9 protein-coding genes are annotated in these 14293 nt (G+C 61.9%); 4 read left to right on the forward strand and 5 right to left on the reverse strand.

Annotation, left to right across the window (positions count from 1 at the left end; translation table 11 throughout):
- Positions 1–1427 precede the first annotated feature (1427 nt).
- A complete protein-coding gene (locus ACQ86A_RS15500; RefSeq protein WP_431277863.1) occupies positions 1428–2675 on the reverse strand; it encodes a DNA-methyltransferase in 1248 nt (415 codons plus the stop codon).
- A 125-nt stretch (positions 2676–2800) separates the two neighbouring features.
- Here ACQ86A_RS15500 and ACQ86A_RS15505 point away from each other — a divergent pair, with 125 nt between their 5' ends.
- On the forward strand, positions 2801–4405 hold the full coding sequence (locus ACQ86A_RS15505) for an AAA family ATPase (RefSeq protein ID WP_431277864.1): 1605 nt from the start codon (positions 2801–2803) through the stop codon (positions 4403–4405).
- Positions 4402–5613, forward strand: a complete 1212-nt coding sequence (locus ACQ86A_RS15510; protein WP_431277865.1) for a hypothetical protein — start codon at positions 4402–4404, stop codon at positions 5611–5613. The genes ACQ86A_RS15505 and ACQ86A_RS15510 overlap by 4 nt, the downstream gene beginning before the upstream one ends.
- 272 nt (positions 5614–5885) lie before the next feature.
- Here the strand turns inward: ACQ86A_RS15510 and ACQ86A_RS15515 are convergent, their stop codons facing one another.
- Positions 5886–6425 carry a hypothetical protein gene (locus ACQ86A_RS15515; RefSeq protein WP_431277866.1) on the reverse strand — a complete coding sequence of 180 codons (540 nt, stop codon included), beginning with the start codon at positions 6423–6425 and terminating at the stop codon, positions 5886–5888.
- Positions 6418–8295, reverse strand: a complete 1878-nt coding sequence (locus ACQ86A_RS15520) for a TIR domain-containing protein (RefSeq protein WP_431277867.1) — start codon at positions 8293–8295, stop codon at positions 6418–6420. Before ACQ86A_RS15520 ends, ACQ86A_RS15515 begins: the two co-directional genes overlap by 8 nt.
- 887 nt (positions 8296–9182) lie before the next feature.
- Here ACQ86A_RS15520 and ACQ86A_RS15525 point away from each other — a divergent pair.
- On the forward strand, positions 9183–11858 hold the full coding sequence (locus ACQ86A_RS15525; RefSeq protein WP_431277868.1) for an AAA family ATPase: 2676 nt from the start codon (positions 9183–9185) through the stop codon (positions 11856–11858).
- A 15-nt stretch (positions 11859–11873) separates the two neighbouring features.
- Here the strand turns inward: ACQ86A_RS15525 and ACQ86A_RS15530 are convergent, their stop codons facing one another.
- Positions 11874–12275: a hypothetical protein gene (locus tag ACQ86A_RS15530; RefSeq protein ID WP_431277869.1), complete on the reverse strand. Its 402-nt coding sequence runs from the start codon at positions 12273–12275 to the stop codon at positions 11874–11876.
- Between the two features lie 804 nt (positions 12276–13079).
- On the opposite strand from ACQ86A_RS15530, the gene ACQ86A_RS15535 reads away from it, so the two are divergent.
- A complete protein-coding gene (locus tag ACQ86A_RS15535; protein WP_431277870.1) occupies positions 13080–13340 on the forward strand; it encodes a hypothetical protein in 261 nt (86 codons plus the stop codon).
- 27 nt (positions 13341–13367) lie between these two features.
- Here ACQ86A_RS15535 and ACQ86A_RS15540 read toward each other — a convergent pair whose 3' ends face one another.
- Positions 13368–14030, reverse strand: coding sequence for a nuclease-related domain-containing protein (locus tag ACQ86A_RS15540; RefSeq protein ID WP_431277871.1), 663 nt, complete (start codon positions 14028–14030; stop codon positions 13368–13370).
- Positions 14031–14293: the final 263 nt, after the last annotated feature.

Genomic DNA, 14293 nt, shown 5'->3' on the forward strand with positions numbered 1-14293 from the left:
GCTGGCTAGTGCCAACTCGAAAGTTGCCCCTGCTCGAGGCGCCGAGAGTGGCTAGCAAACACACAAGCAAATACGGAATGACGAACGTTGAGGAAGTACGACAAACAGTTTCTTCCTCGACGGAGCCTCAGTCAGCTTCAGATGTCAGGCGAGTACTCGAGGCCGACCCAACTGTCAGGTGGCATGGTGATTGGCTCTGGGTCGATAAGGCCAAGGATGCGCCGCACTCGAACCGCCTCATCAACACCGCACGGTCCATACTGTCGGTGAACTCGCCTCAGTCGGTCGCATCAATTCACGAGGGCGCGAGACGAGTATGGAAGTTTCGGCAACTCGATATCCTCCCACCGGTCCATGCCATGGAAGCGTTCTTCAACGCTAGCCCGCACTTTGTCGTAACTGATGGCGAGGTGGCACCAGCTGAGCCGCTCAATTATCGCGAGATCCTTGGCGAAGTGACGTCGACCATGATCGATGTGCTCAAGTCGTCCCCATATCAGGTTATGGACCGCCAGTCCCTCAATGACGCGTGCGTCACCGCGGGCATAGCGCGAGGGACGTTCGGCGTGTGGACTACATTCGCCGAGTGGATGGAGCGTTTTGCCCCCAACGTGTGGGGTCTACGCGGCAGCAAGCCCAATCCTGCCGCGGTTGAAGTCATACGCCTTGCTGCAATTGCTCGATCCAAGGCCGAGCCCCATCGGAAGATTTGGTCTTGGGGCCAAGATGGATCGGTGATCCAAACCATGGACATCACGACCTCATTGCTGAACACAGGTGTCCTGTCCTTCGAGCCAGAAATAAGCGAAATCCTGGCGGGCCAGTCGTTTACGGTCCGAGCAGGGGGCAAGTCGTCGCCACGGCAAAGGTGGGCGCAACCCATGCCTTCAGCTGGGGTTGGTTCCCTGCCCTCTCGGCAATCAGCGCGGCCCGAGGCGAGGTCTTGCAAATAAGCGTGGACCCGAGCACGCGGGAGGCGTCCATTAAGACGGGCGGCGAAGAGCTGTGGCCCGCCTAGGGTCCGGAGTCCGCTGGTAAGCTGAAGTGCTGACCAGCGGCGCGAATATCCTGCGTCTCCTCGGCGCTCACTCGACTACGGAAGCCTCTCTGTGCGAGGGCTGCGAGCGGCTGATTATTTGACGGCTGTCGCGATCGGCTCTGCCACGTCGACGGGCGATTCATGTTCCCCCGCCCGAGTCACCGTCCATCCCGACTGACTCAGAGGCCTGTAGGTGAGGTTGAAGCGGGTCAGCTGGTTGTAAAGCTCAGTCGCCTCGTTAACGTCTCCGCTCGCCACATAACGCAGTTGCAGCGCCTCGCGCTGTTCTTCAAGCTTCCTCATCGGACAGCAATCGCAGGCCGCCGAATGCGCGGTTCATGGACCCCCAGGCAGCCTTGTGCGCCAAATTCCGAGCCAGTGAAGCCCATCAGACCACCTGCACATCGGGCAGTCGGCCAGGTGCCGGCCGAGTCTGCCGTCGCTTCGAAACCTCGAGCGCCTGAACTTTGCTCTCAGCAGTCGCAAGGTATTCGCGCGCGGTGTCCGTGCCGATCGCTCGTCGGCCGAGCGCCAAGGCAGCCACCACGGACGTTCCTGACCCCACGAATGGATCGAGAACAACGTCGCCAGGCTCTGTGGATAGCGCGATGCACCGGCCGGGAAGCGCTAGCGGGAACTGTGCGCCGTGTCCGTCCCCTCCGCTTGAAGTCGGGATGACCCAGACATCGGAGAGCTTGGCCGTTTCAAGCAGCTCGTTGCGACCGCCGAGCGTGGTCGACAGGCGGCCGTAGGCTTCCTTGTCGAACTTCGGCGTGCGCTGCTTCGAAATGTGGATCACATACTCAAGCTGGCGCGACACCCTCGACTTCTGAGGTTCCGGTAGAGTCGCGGTCTTTGCCCATGTGATCGTCCCTTTTACGTAAAGCCCAAGCCGAGATGCCCGCTGGGCAATCATGGAGGGAATGCCGACCTGCTCGCCGTCTTTCAGGTAGGAGTGACCCGCGCTATAGCGGCGATACTCGTGTTCACTCCAGAGCTTGTAATGCTCGCCGCCCTGCATCGCGCGCAGCGCTTCGACCGCCGACCCGCGGATCTGCGTGCGGGTGTTGAAGGTGTCCATCACGTTCCACCAGATCGAGCCGTCCTGAGTCAGCACGCGCGAGAGAGCGTTGAGGATCTCGACGGTATGGCGAACGAATCCCTCGGGCGTCTGCTCGTGACCATATGGCGCTACATCTCCATCGGCCCAGGCGATGGCCCGCGACTCTTTGTAGACCCGCATCGCCCAGTAGGGAGTCGACGTAACGATGCAGTTGATCGACTCATCCGCGAGCCGTCTTACGAAGGAGAGACAGTCTTGGTGCACGAGGTCGTACCTCTGGGGATTCTCGTAGGGATCGACATCGGGTTCACGATGTTCGCTCATCAGATAGTCCAGAACGCGCGAACGCGGAACAAAGGTCTCAGCGTAAGCATCCTGATCGAGCAAGAGGATTACGTCTTCCACCGAGAGTGCCCGATCATGCCCGACGACGCGACGGATGAACGGTGCTTGCATGCCTACGAGCGGTGCAATCTTGACCACGGGGAACGACGCGTCCGAGCCAAGATACCTTTTCCGATCAAGAGTGGACACCGGAGTACGAGGCTGGATGGTGGCAGAAAGTTCCGGCATGGGCCAATTTTATAGGCGCACCGGACATCGTCCCGAACGCCTCGCCGATAATCAGTAGCGTAGCGATGTGCCGAGGCGAGCGAAGTCTCCCTGGCGAGGCCGCATCGTATCGACGGGAGACCGCATTGCCCCGCATCAGCCAGGCTGCCATGGAGGCAGCGCTGACCTACTTCCACGGCATGGACCGTTTCCAGACCAAAGTATCCTCGGCTTGGGAGGCGTTGCTGACGGGAATGGTGTTCGCCTCGGAGAGCATCACGTCCCCAGCGATCAAGGATTCCGACGAGATAGTAGACAGGCTCTTCACTTTCGACCGACGACTCGAGGAGGGCCGACTCAAGCCCTTCCGCTATTCCTGGTCACAGGTGGCCAATTCGGGACGCAAGACGGTCTGGAATCAGACGTCTCGCGGCCGCAGAAACCTAGCCGGATCGCTGTTCACTAATCTCGACATCCGACAGGGGCTGGTGCCGAACGCACGCAGCATCGTTGTCAATGCGTCTCCACACCTGCCGGCGAAGGAGGCGCTCACGGCGATCCTGGTACGAAGTCACCAATTTCCCTCCGGCTCAAGCTGGGGGGACGCCCACACCGTCGCAGAGCAGCTACTTGGGCTGACCCCACCAGAGTACGACTCCATTACCGACAACAGCCTCTCTCTTGGTCAGCCGCTCCTCGCAGATCCCGAGTGGTCAATGGCAGCGCTTCCCGACTTCCTCAAGCCTGTCGCAACTACGACGATCCAGACGCCACCCAAGGCGGCCAGCTCTTCGACCCAGCAGGCTCCGACGACGCTGGTTATCGAGACCAGGACCGAGAGGATGATCCGTCGCGCCGTAGCACGGTTCCCGTTCATCCTCCTCGTAGGCCCACCCGGGACAGGAAAGGGAACACTGGTCGCGTGGATTACGGAGCAGGTGCGCCAGTACCCCGAGTCGTTCGGCTTCCCCGCAGGCTTCGACCCGAAGCCAATCTGGCGCACCCCCGACGAGTCCTGGTCCACCTTCGACCTGATCGGTGGACTCGCTCCCGATGACAAGGGTGCGCTCAAATGGTCAGCAGGCACGCTGCCGAACGCTGTTGCCGAGGACAGATGGCTCGTTCTGGACGAGACGAACCGCGCCGACATGGACAAGATCATGGGACCGCTGCTCACCTGGCTGTCCTTGCAGAGGGTCGAGATTGGTCGCGACACGGCGCACGCTGGCGCGTCCATCTCCCTGGACTGGACAGACGACGAGAAGTCGTCTTTCGCGTCCCTCACCTACAGTGCCGGACGCAGCTGGCGACTATTTGGGACATACAATCCCGCCGATGCTCAGCGAGTGTTCCGCATGGGTCTCGCGCTCTCCCGCCGCTTCGTCGTTATCCCGATCCCGGCACTCGACCCATCTTCTTTCGACACCCTCATGTCGAAGAAGTTCCCAGACCTCGACCAGGACCTCAGCGATGCAGTCTCCGCGCTGTACTCGGCCCACTACGCCGACCCGCACACCCAGCTGGGTCCGGCGATATTCCTGCGCATCGCAGAGTACATCGTGGACGACGACCCGACGACAAACGACCCCGACGAGCTCGTCGCGGAGGCCTACGTGATGAACCTTGGCAAGTACATCGCAGCTTACGACGACGCGGTGCTGGAGGCCCTCGGCGAGCGGCTCAGCGCAGACGGCGCTATCACGGAGGACGGGTGGTCGTGGATCACGAGCCATCGCAGCACACTGGGGTGACCCACCTTGAGGTTCCGCTCGATGGTGTCGTCTACGTCCTCTCTGGATGGTCGGGGCAGGGCAGCCTCTACCAGGCTTTAAGTGTCCTTGAAGAACCCGACGCTATCGAACGAGCTTGGGACGAAAAGACGATCCGCAGCCGCGCGGGCCGAATCCTGATCGAGCACATCCGCACCGATCTGGAGCGTTGGCCACAGTCTGTCGATGAGTGGCTCCCCCACTTGCCGATCGCCTCGCATTCACGGACGCTGATCTCCCAGATTCCGCATGGCCGTGTCGACTGGCGTGAGACCTCGCGCCGCTTTGGTTGGCCGTCTCGCGCGTATGTCACTCGACTGCGCGAACGCGAGATCGCCGACGTCACGGTCAGCACGCTCGCCTGGACGGTTAGCGCCCTTGACCGCATCGTCGACCAGGCCAAGCGCGCAGGCGCGCTGGAGCAAACCGTGCCAGCGCTGGATGTCCCGCTCGCTGCCGCCCGCGAAGCTCTTACACACACGCAGGTGCCCGAAGATGAGCCTCGCCCGGACCGGCACGATCTGGAATCGCTGCGCACCTCCGGCAAGCCTTGGTCAGATGTCCAGCCCGTCACAGAGAAGCTCGTGCGCTCCGAGACCGACCTGGCATGGTTCGCGGTACAACTACTCGCACCGGATCCTGAGTTCAGGTGGCGGCTCTACCATCTCGCGGTCTTGGGGCATGTCCTAATGGCGCTCCGTGCCGAGGGGGCGACTATCCGATGGCAGACGCCTATGGGCTCAGGCGCGTCTGGCCCAAACTTCGTCGCGCGGATGCCCGACGGTACCAACGTGGACGTTTGGTTCGAGGCGTCCGGGTCCCGCAAGCACTACAAGCATGGCGAGTCGACGTATCGCCGCGTAATGCGCCCGGTACTCGGCTCGGAGTCCGCGATCGGCGCCGACCTCGCATTGTTCATCCCAAGCCGCTCGCACGCCCTATTGCTGGAGTGCAAATTCTCCTCGTACGGCCCATACATCGCGCGCAACGGGTATCACCAGGCCGCGGGGTATGCCCTCAATGACCGTGATGTGTGGGAGCGCATCTGGTCCTATGTGGTCGGTCCCCAGGAAAGAGTTACAGCACCGTCCCACGTGTGCGCCTCCGGAGGTGTCGGTGACATTGCGCTTGGGGTCACCGCCGTGCCGTGGGTACCGCAGCTCGTCGCGTCGTTCCTTGCCGGCCCCTGACAGAGCCAGGTGAGCGGGGCGGCATGTCGGGTGGGCACCGAAGGCTTCCGCTTGCACCGCAGATTGCAGCGGGATCCGGCGCACCTGGCAGCACCCTCTCGGACAGCCGGCCTCGATCACGCGGGGCTCGCACGCGCTGAACCTGTCAGTGCAGGTCCGACCGTGGCGACTGAATGCTCAACCAGCGGCTTTGCGCACCCCGTTACTAGCGCGCGGCGCCCTTAGCGGTTCTGGAGATTGCGGTTCTGCCGCATAATCCCCTAATTCCCGAGTTACGTGGGAGGGAAGCCCAGCGCGACGGTAAGAGCCTTCACCGCCATCGAGACACCTACCTGAGTGCCGACATCCAAAGCCCACTTTCCGGCTGACTTGAGGAAGCCAATCGCTCGAGGTCCGTCACCGTCCTCCGCAGCGCGTTGAGCGCTGGCTAGAGCGCCGAGCGACTCGTCCTCTGACGCGTCTCCCGTCGCCCGCGAACGGCCTTCGGCCCTGAGAACCCGCAATTCGGCTGCGAGAGTTGGCAGATCGATGTCGGCGGAGTTGTCCGCCCACAGCTGGGCGAATGAACCGCCGCTGACGGTAGCGCCAGGCCCGACGTTGAGCGCCTGACCCGTTCGGTACGTGTCCCCCAAGTACGAAACGCCCGGCTCAACGATCGCGCCCACAATAGTTCCAATAGAAATGCCCTCAGGGAGGTTGTGCAGAATATCCGACAGAGTCGAGTGCGCGGGAGGGTCGGGCTGGCGTCGGCTGCGAATAATCTGCAGCATCTCGAGCATTATCTGTAGTTCGACGTCGTCGGGATTAGTCACGACTTGTACCGTCCGCCAGGGCGCGAGCGTAGCTTCGTTCTGCCGCGGAGAGATTTGATAGCACGACCGCGCGCTCGGGGTGGTTCGGTGGCAGGATCTCCAAAGCCTCGCGTAGCAGCCCCACCGACCGAATCAGATCCTCGTTAGATCCTTTCTCCTCGGCGCGAGACCGGAGAGCAGCGGCGAGATTTGACAACATCACCGCTCGCTCTGGGTCGTCCGGCCCTGTCAGGCTCAGCGCCTCGCGCAAAAGCGCAACCGACTCATCCAAGTCTTCTGGCGACCGCCTCACTTCGGCGCGAGACCGAAGAGCGGCAGCTAGGTTCGAGAGCATCACCGCTCGATCGGGGTCGCCTAGAACCACCGACTCCAAAGCCTCACGGAGGAGGGCGACTGACTCATCCAGGTCGTTCGGCGACAGTTTCCCTCCTGACCGTGAGCGAATGGCGGCAGCAAGATTTGAAAGAATCACAGCGCGCTCGGGGCCACCGGGGCCGCTGATAGCTAAAGCCTCACGCAGCAGCGCTACCGACTCATCCAAGTCCTCCGCTGAGCGCCTCTCTTCGGCGCGCGAGCCAAGTGCCGCGGCCAGATTGGAGAGCATGACCACTCGCTCAGGGTCGCTAGGGGCCGCGATTCTCAAGGCCTCACGCAGCAATGCAACCGACTCGTCCAGGTCCTCCGGAGCTCCAGTGAGCTTGTGGCGCTGCAGAAGAAGGCCGGCAAGCGACAACCTCGCATCAGTTTCCGCGGCGGAAAGCTCGACCGACCTGCGCAACAATGTTTCCGCCTCAGCAGCAGCCGTCAGCGAGTTGGTCCGTTGGAACCGTGTCAGAAATGTGGACGCCAGCGAGCGAGCGACCGAGTCGGTCGCCCCGTTGGCTGGAATATCGCTCACCGATCGAGCCAGAGATGCAATTGCTTCCGATGGCTCAAGGCCAGAATGTGCCACTACATCGAGCGCAAGTTGGATTGCGCGCGGCGATAGTCCTGCTGAATTTACGAGCCGCTCAGCGTCGGCGCTAGTGATAAAGGGTAGCGACCGAGAGACAAGGGAAAGCGCTTCCGACGGCGTGAATGGAAGCATGTTAAAAAACCGGTCAACCCCGTCAATGGGCCTGTTTGACAACAGCATGATGTCGGCATCCGGAACCGAGAGCCGTTCGACGACTGCTGCGACGCGGGCCGAACCGTCTACATCATCGAGGACGACTAACTGGGGTCCGACCATGTCTCGCACACGAGCCGACTTATTTTCCAGGTCACCCCGGTGGCCCGAAAGGAACGTCACGGACCGGTAGTGATCTGAGTGACGCGCGGCATACTGTCTGGCAAGCGTTGTCTTCCCAGAACCGTCGGGCCCTACGACAGCGACCACCCGCGCACCGCGATCCGAGTGAGTCGTTCGCTGAAACAGCTCCCATAGCTTGTTCAGTTCGGGAACTCTTTGGATCATTCCGCGTTCCCGAGCACCGAACGGCCAAGAAGGGACGTCCTGGTCTTTCCGACCGGGATACGGCGGTTTGGTAAGGCTGGGGGGCGATCCGATAGCAGCGCGGACTGCTGTCAAGATTCGGTCTTTTGCTTCGGATTCTGTGGCGTCCCAAAGTGGAACCGGCTTGATGCCATCCAAGTCCCCTGGAGCATCAATCGGATCAAGAAGAACGGGAAGGATTTGCCGCGCACGCGCGCCGTGATACAAGAGCGCGACGTCGAGTTCAGACCGAACGAAACTAGAAGTAACTGAGCCCGAGGAAAGCAGAATCACGAACAGATTCGCGTCGGCGATCGCTTCGCGCATAGATTTGAAAATGTCGGAGCTGCGCTTGGGGAATCTCCCATCTTCCACGCTGTACCCCTCGCTGAGCATGAGCCAACGCACCCACGAGAGCCACTCGAAGTCCCGCTCGGATCCCGAGATGAAGGCGTCTGAAGTCAAATCTCGCTGGCCCCACTCACTCGTATGTGACGACGTTGTTTACATGCTTAGGCTTTCCAGAGCTTAGTGGAGCAGCCAGCCCCAACGGCAAGCTTGAGGGGCGGACCGTATGCCGCGGAATTCCTACCTTTGCGCAACGCACTCGGATAATCACCGCGCGGCCAGCCGGGTAGGGCAGACGCTTGGCGTCTTTCCAACTTATTAGCCCGATTGGCAGGCGAAGTCCGCCAGCGAAGGCATCCGGCATGCCAAGATGTGGGCGCGCTCGCCAAACGACCAGACGCATCCGACCCGAAAGACAGCCACGACCGGAAGACGACATGCGACGAAAAGGTTGGGCGGAGCAAGAAAGACGGAGATAACGGAACGAAGAAAGAAGGGAGGGGGGAGCAGGCGAGGAGGGACGGCGCGAGCGAATAGAAACGAGAAGGAAGAATAGGAAGACAGGAAGAATAGAAGAATGCACGCAGGCACCCTTCGCGTGAACTTCAAAATGTGCGGCCCATGTCAGGAGTGCTCACGTGGCCGATCTGCTGTTCGCCCTCCCCAGGAGTTGCCTGTTTCCACAGGTGAACTGGCAGACATCCGATTTGAGCCGAATGGGATACCAACCCAGTAAGCCGATACCGGCAGCTGGTCGCATGTTGCTCGGCCGCGGCGCTGAATTTGGGTCCCGGTCAGCTTGGGAAGTTTCGACCCATTTCCGGCTTGCGCGCCATTTGCGCGCCAATGCCTGAGCGCAACCGGAACGTGAAGGTGTGCGAGGTGGAGTAGCCAGGTGGAAGCGCGGGCAGGCTTCCCAAGGGGGCAAGCAAGCAGTGAACTATGCCTTCGGCGGCGCCTGCGACGCCACCCTGACCGCGAAAACCGCCGAGGGCGTAGTCGCCGCCGCCGGCTACGCGGACGGCCTCATGACTCGGTACATCGTCGAGAACGGAGCGATCCGAGACGACATCCTCACCCGCACCCAGTTGAAAGGTTGGGTTGACGGACTCGACCCGCTCACCGATGAGCGACGCGGCACGAGCATCGACTCCGCCGCCGCGGACCTGATTCTCGACGCAACCATCAACGCCCCGAAGTCGTACTCGATCGCCGCCATGCTCGACCCCGACCTGGCGGCCGCATACGAGGACCTTCAGGACCGGCTGCGGGACCGGATCATCAAGCTCTGGCAAACCGAGCTCAACGCGCGCCGCGGTCATGGCGGCGCCACGCGCGAAGACCTCGCCCGCATCGAAGTCGTCGAGCTGCGGCATGAACGCTCCCGTTCGCTGGATCCGCACAAGCACCGCCACCTCTGGCTGAACGTCAAAGTCCAAGGCCAGGATGGCAAATGGTCGAACGTCGACTCCCGGGTCGCGTTGCGCTTCCAGAATGTCGTCAATGCGGAAGGCGACCTCGCCTCCCGTACCGACCCCGCCTGGATCACCGCACTCGCGGCCAAGGGCTTTACCCTCAACACCGACGGCGAGATCGCCCAGTTGGAGCATTTGGTGCGGCCGCTGTCGAAACGATCCGCACAAATCGAAGCCAACAAAGCGACTCACACGCGGTGGTGGAAGGAGCAACATCCGGGTCAGGAGCCGTCCCGTGATGTGCTGAATCAGATCGACCGGTGGGCGTGGGCGGCCGGTCGGCCGGATAAGCCCGGCGACCTCGACGAGAACGACTGGGCAGCGCTGACCCGCGACGAACTTATCGCAGCGGACCCGCATATCGGCAGGGCACACCCGCCGGTCAGCGTGACTTCGACCGAACTGGAAGATCTCGACCTGGAACTGCTAGCGGCGCAAGCCATCGTCGCCGCGGATTCCCGATCTACCGGGACCGGTGGGAGGTTCAGTGACATGGACGTGCTCGCCGGAGCCATTCGCGCCATCGCAACTTCTGGAGTTATCGCTGATCGCCATGACCTCGACGTGGTGATCGGATCCGTTGCCGCGCACGCGATCGCCACCTACACCGTGACGCTCCTGTCGGAGTCGAACATTCCCGGTCACGTCAAACACCGGATGGCCACCAATACAGCGACCCTGAAAGCCACCCTCGCCCACCGGATCGAACACCTCTCCGCTCCGGGAGTGGTTTTGTCTATCGAGGAGGTCACCGAGGTAGCGAGGGCGGTCGAACCAGAACGTACGATCGACGACGATCAGGTCGACGGTGCCGCCGCCATCGCCGGTACCTCGCGCAGCGTCGCGGTTTCCGGCGCTGCGGGCACCGGTAAAACAACGATGCTCAAAGTTGCCGGCGCCGCCTTGCGTCGCCGTGGGCACAACATGATCATCGTGGCGCCGACTAAGAAAGCCTCGGCCGTGGCCGGGCGCGAGACCCAGAGCTCGTCTTCGTCCTTGCACCAACTGCTGCACGACTATGGGTGGCGGTGGTGGGCCGACGAAGCTGGAGCAACCGAATGGAAGCGACTGCAGCCAGGGCAGCCGGACCCTACAAGCGGCGACGTCTACAACGGTCCGCGCATCCAAATCCGCCGCGGAGATCGCATCGTCGTCGATGAAGCCGGGATGCTCGACCTCGAAGCCGCCAACGCTCTACTCGAAGTGCTGGAGCGAACGGGCGCCGGAGTCGCGATGGTCGGCGATCAACACCAAGCGCTTCCGGTTGGCCACTCAGGTGCCATGGGACTCTTCTGGCGCCGAGCCGACCGGCAGGTCGAGTTGCAGACGATCCACCGCTACAAGGACCCGGCATGGGCCGACTTGAGCCTCCGTCTTCGCAACCCGCGCGATCTAAACGTTGCGGCTGCTGTCGCCGATGAGTTGATTCACACCGGGCACGTTGGCTTTGCCAACAACGACGTCGACGCGCGTGAAGCGATGGTCGAAGCTTGGTTCGATGCCGCCCGAAAGGGTCAAACGATATCGCTCGTGACCGCAACCCATGCCGAGGCGCAGGCGGTCAGCGAGAGCATCCAAGGCCGCCGGCTCAGCGCCGGCGCCTTCGACACTCGTTGGGCGACTTCGGGCCAAAACGGACAGCCGATCTTCGTTGGCGACATCGTTCAAACACGCCGCAACGACAGCGCGTCGGACGTCCAAAACCGCCAGAACTGGGTTGTAAAGAAGACTACGACTGAGCACGTGATCCTCGCTTCGGCGTCGGATTCGGCCGACGTGCGAAGGATCACCCATCAATACGCCGGCTCCCACCTGCACTTGGGATATGCGACGACCGTTTACGGGGTCCAGGGAGAAACTACCGATGTCTCCCTCGTTGGACCGGGTGTCGACGCAGCCGGTCTCTATGTCGGGCTCACACGAGGCAAGGAGCACAACGCCGCCATCCTCGTCACCTCCGGCGAGACATCCGCAAAATCACAACTTATTGAGTCGATGCATCGCCATGTCATCGAAGACACGATGGAAAAGTCACGCGCCGCAGCTCGGACAGAGCTCAACCGCGCCGCGCAGGCCAAGGTAGGTCCAATCAACGTCGCAACACGCACATCGAGCACCTCGCCAGTAGTTCAATAAAGCGCGTCAGCAACGCTATTCAGAATTCAGTCGCAAGGTGTGCAGTTGCCGCCCGAGAGTATTGGCGCCATCAAGGTCACCCCCGTGCGCGCCGTAACGAAGGAGCGCCACGCCAAGCGCATCAGCCAAGTCCTGCGCGACCGGCCGCACTCCACCCGTCACGAATATCAAGGCGCGGCGGCCGTCCGCCGACGCAAGGCTGGCCGCTTTTTCGACGACATCGACGTCGAGATTCCCTTGCCTGTTATCGACCCACGCGACGTACAAGGAACTGTAGAGATCACATAGCAGGCGAGTCGCTCCGGAAGCCACGACGGTATCCACTGCCCCGAGATAGACCATCCATTCTCGGCAGAGCTCAACTGCTTCTTCGTCCGAAGCTTCCCATGGCTTCGGCGATGGCGATTCCCGTTCCACAACAACAGTCTCCTGCACACGACCGAGAGAGGAGCGCGCCGCACGGACAGATAAAACCCGGTGGTCGCAGGTAGCTCCAACGGAACGATGCCGCGGCTGAGCCTCCGAGTCGACTTAGCGGTTTAGCTCCGCCTCATACTCCATGCCAGCCCGCCTCACCTGGTCCTCCGACACATAGGACGCGTTAAGCAGCAACGTCGGCCGAACCGTCTCAGTTTCCCGTGCACACAACACGTCGTCATGCCAGTTCCGATTCATCGTCGGCGACCAATCACACGACCAAGCCACCGGCGCCACGCTCGCGACAGGCGTCGGCCATGGTGCTGGAACACACGCCCGATCCCTCCAGACAGATCAAATGGCTGCAGGTCGCCCATCGCCCACACGACGCCGAGAAGCATCGCTTCTCCGACCGCGAGCCAGGCCACGCGCACGGCAAACCGCTGACGTTTCGCGCGTCCTCCCTTACCGCTACGGCCTCGCGTGCGAATTATGGCTCGAGCGTACGAGCTCCTTGGGCCGGGACCCTACCCCACTTACGCGTGCCACCACGTTGTTCCCTGGCAACCTGCCGGCAGCACAGAGACACGGCGAGCCTCGGCATACGAACAAGTAGTTGTCTTCCCGGTCCTCGATCATAGGTCGCTTCAGGCGCTAACCGTGCCGCGCTTTCGCGGCATATGCTCCCTCCGCTTCGCTCCACTCCGCTATTCCACGACACGGCACTACCGCGCCATCCGCTCCCCATCGGTCCCCTGTCGAAAAGACAACCAAAGCGATCGACAGAACAAGGGAGCAGAGAAAATGCAAACACACATCATCGACGGCAACGCCTACGGAAAAGTCGCCGAACGAGGCATCATCGCAGTGACCGCGTCCGAGCATCCCTCCCCCGACGAAAAGATCGAATGCGTCGAGACCGTCATCAAGTTCGGCGACGACGGCTGGGCGATCGCAGCCGACCTGAGTACACCCATCGGAAAACTGACCCGGCGCGCCGCTGATGCAGTCAACGCACCCTTCATCGACCTGCACCAAGTGGGCACCGCTACAAAGCGTCAGTAGAGAAAAAAGGAAAACAAAACGGCGCTGTCAGAGATATGCGGGGAATGCCGACGCGAGAGCACCGAACGCCTGCTTGGCAGTAATCGCGTCGACCGCGCCCGCCTTTGTGATGTGGTCGACCGCCTTCTTGGGCCAAAGGACGCGGACGGAAGAAATCGTGAAGTCGCCACCGATCAGCGGCCAATCCGCGTCGACGAAGCACAGCATCCCTTGTACGGGGATCTGATTGAGGCCTGCGGATTCAAGAGCGGTTCTCACGTGTTTCACCTGCTTATGCGCCCCATCGACCAGTTTTGTGCAGTCCCGTGTCCCGACCAATAGTTTCTCTGTGCGCGGCCTGAAGATCCCGCCCTCTACCCGCAGGCTTGGGCGACCGCGATACTTCTTCGCGTCGATGACAAACACGCCAGAAGCACAGACAACAATGTGGTCGATATTGGCTTGCGTGCGCGGGATCCGACGGTCATGAAGCGCATGGATGCCGGCGCCGGTCAAACCGTCAAGCCGGGTACCTAGCCGCTCCTCGCCGACTGCGCCCGTGGCCCACGCCCTGGTGGTCTGAGGCTCATCGCTCAAGGCAAGTATGAGAGCACCGACCATCGGGTGGTTCTCGCGAATGCGGGACTCGCGCGCATCCCTACGTCGCTCGTACTCGCGCTTCGCGGAGGCCCCTGCGGTTCCCGTGAACACCTCGGACTCTCCTGCGCCAGAATCGATCGCGGGCAACCCGGGATATGTTGGGTTAACGGGCGTTTCGATTCCATCCGGCTGGTTAGCGTCACACGCGACACACAGCACCGTCTTGGTTTGCCGCTCGTAGATCGCCCGAGTGCCCGACTCGAGTTCGCGATCACAGACCCGGCAACGTCCCGTGTACCGAAGTCGCATAGCCTTCGTCGAACCAGTTTCAGCACCCATTCGAGCAGTCCGCCGAGTTTCCCATGGCTCGACGC

Source organism: Leifsonia poae (assembly GCF_050632195.1).
Taxonomy (GTDB): Bacteria; Actinomycetota; Actinomycetes; order Actinomycetales; family Microbacteriaceae; genus Leifsonia; species Leifsonia poae_C.

Coding starts and splice junctions, on each gene's coding strand:
- ACQ86A_RS15535 (WP_431277870.1), top strand. CDS start 13,080: ATGCAAACACACATCATCGACGGCAACGCCTACGGAAAAGTCGCCGAA.
- ACQ86A_RS15500 (WP_431277863.1), bottom strand. CDS start 2,675: ATGCCGGAACTTTCTGCCACCATCCAGCCTCGTACTCCGGTGTCCACT.
- ACQ86A_RS15520 (WP_431277867.1), bottom strand. CDS start 8,295: ATGCTCAGCGAGGGGTACAGCGTGGAAGATGGGAGATTCCCCAAGCGC.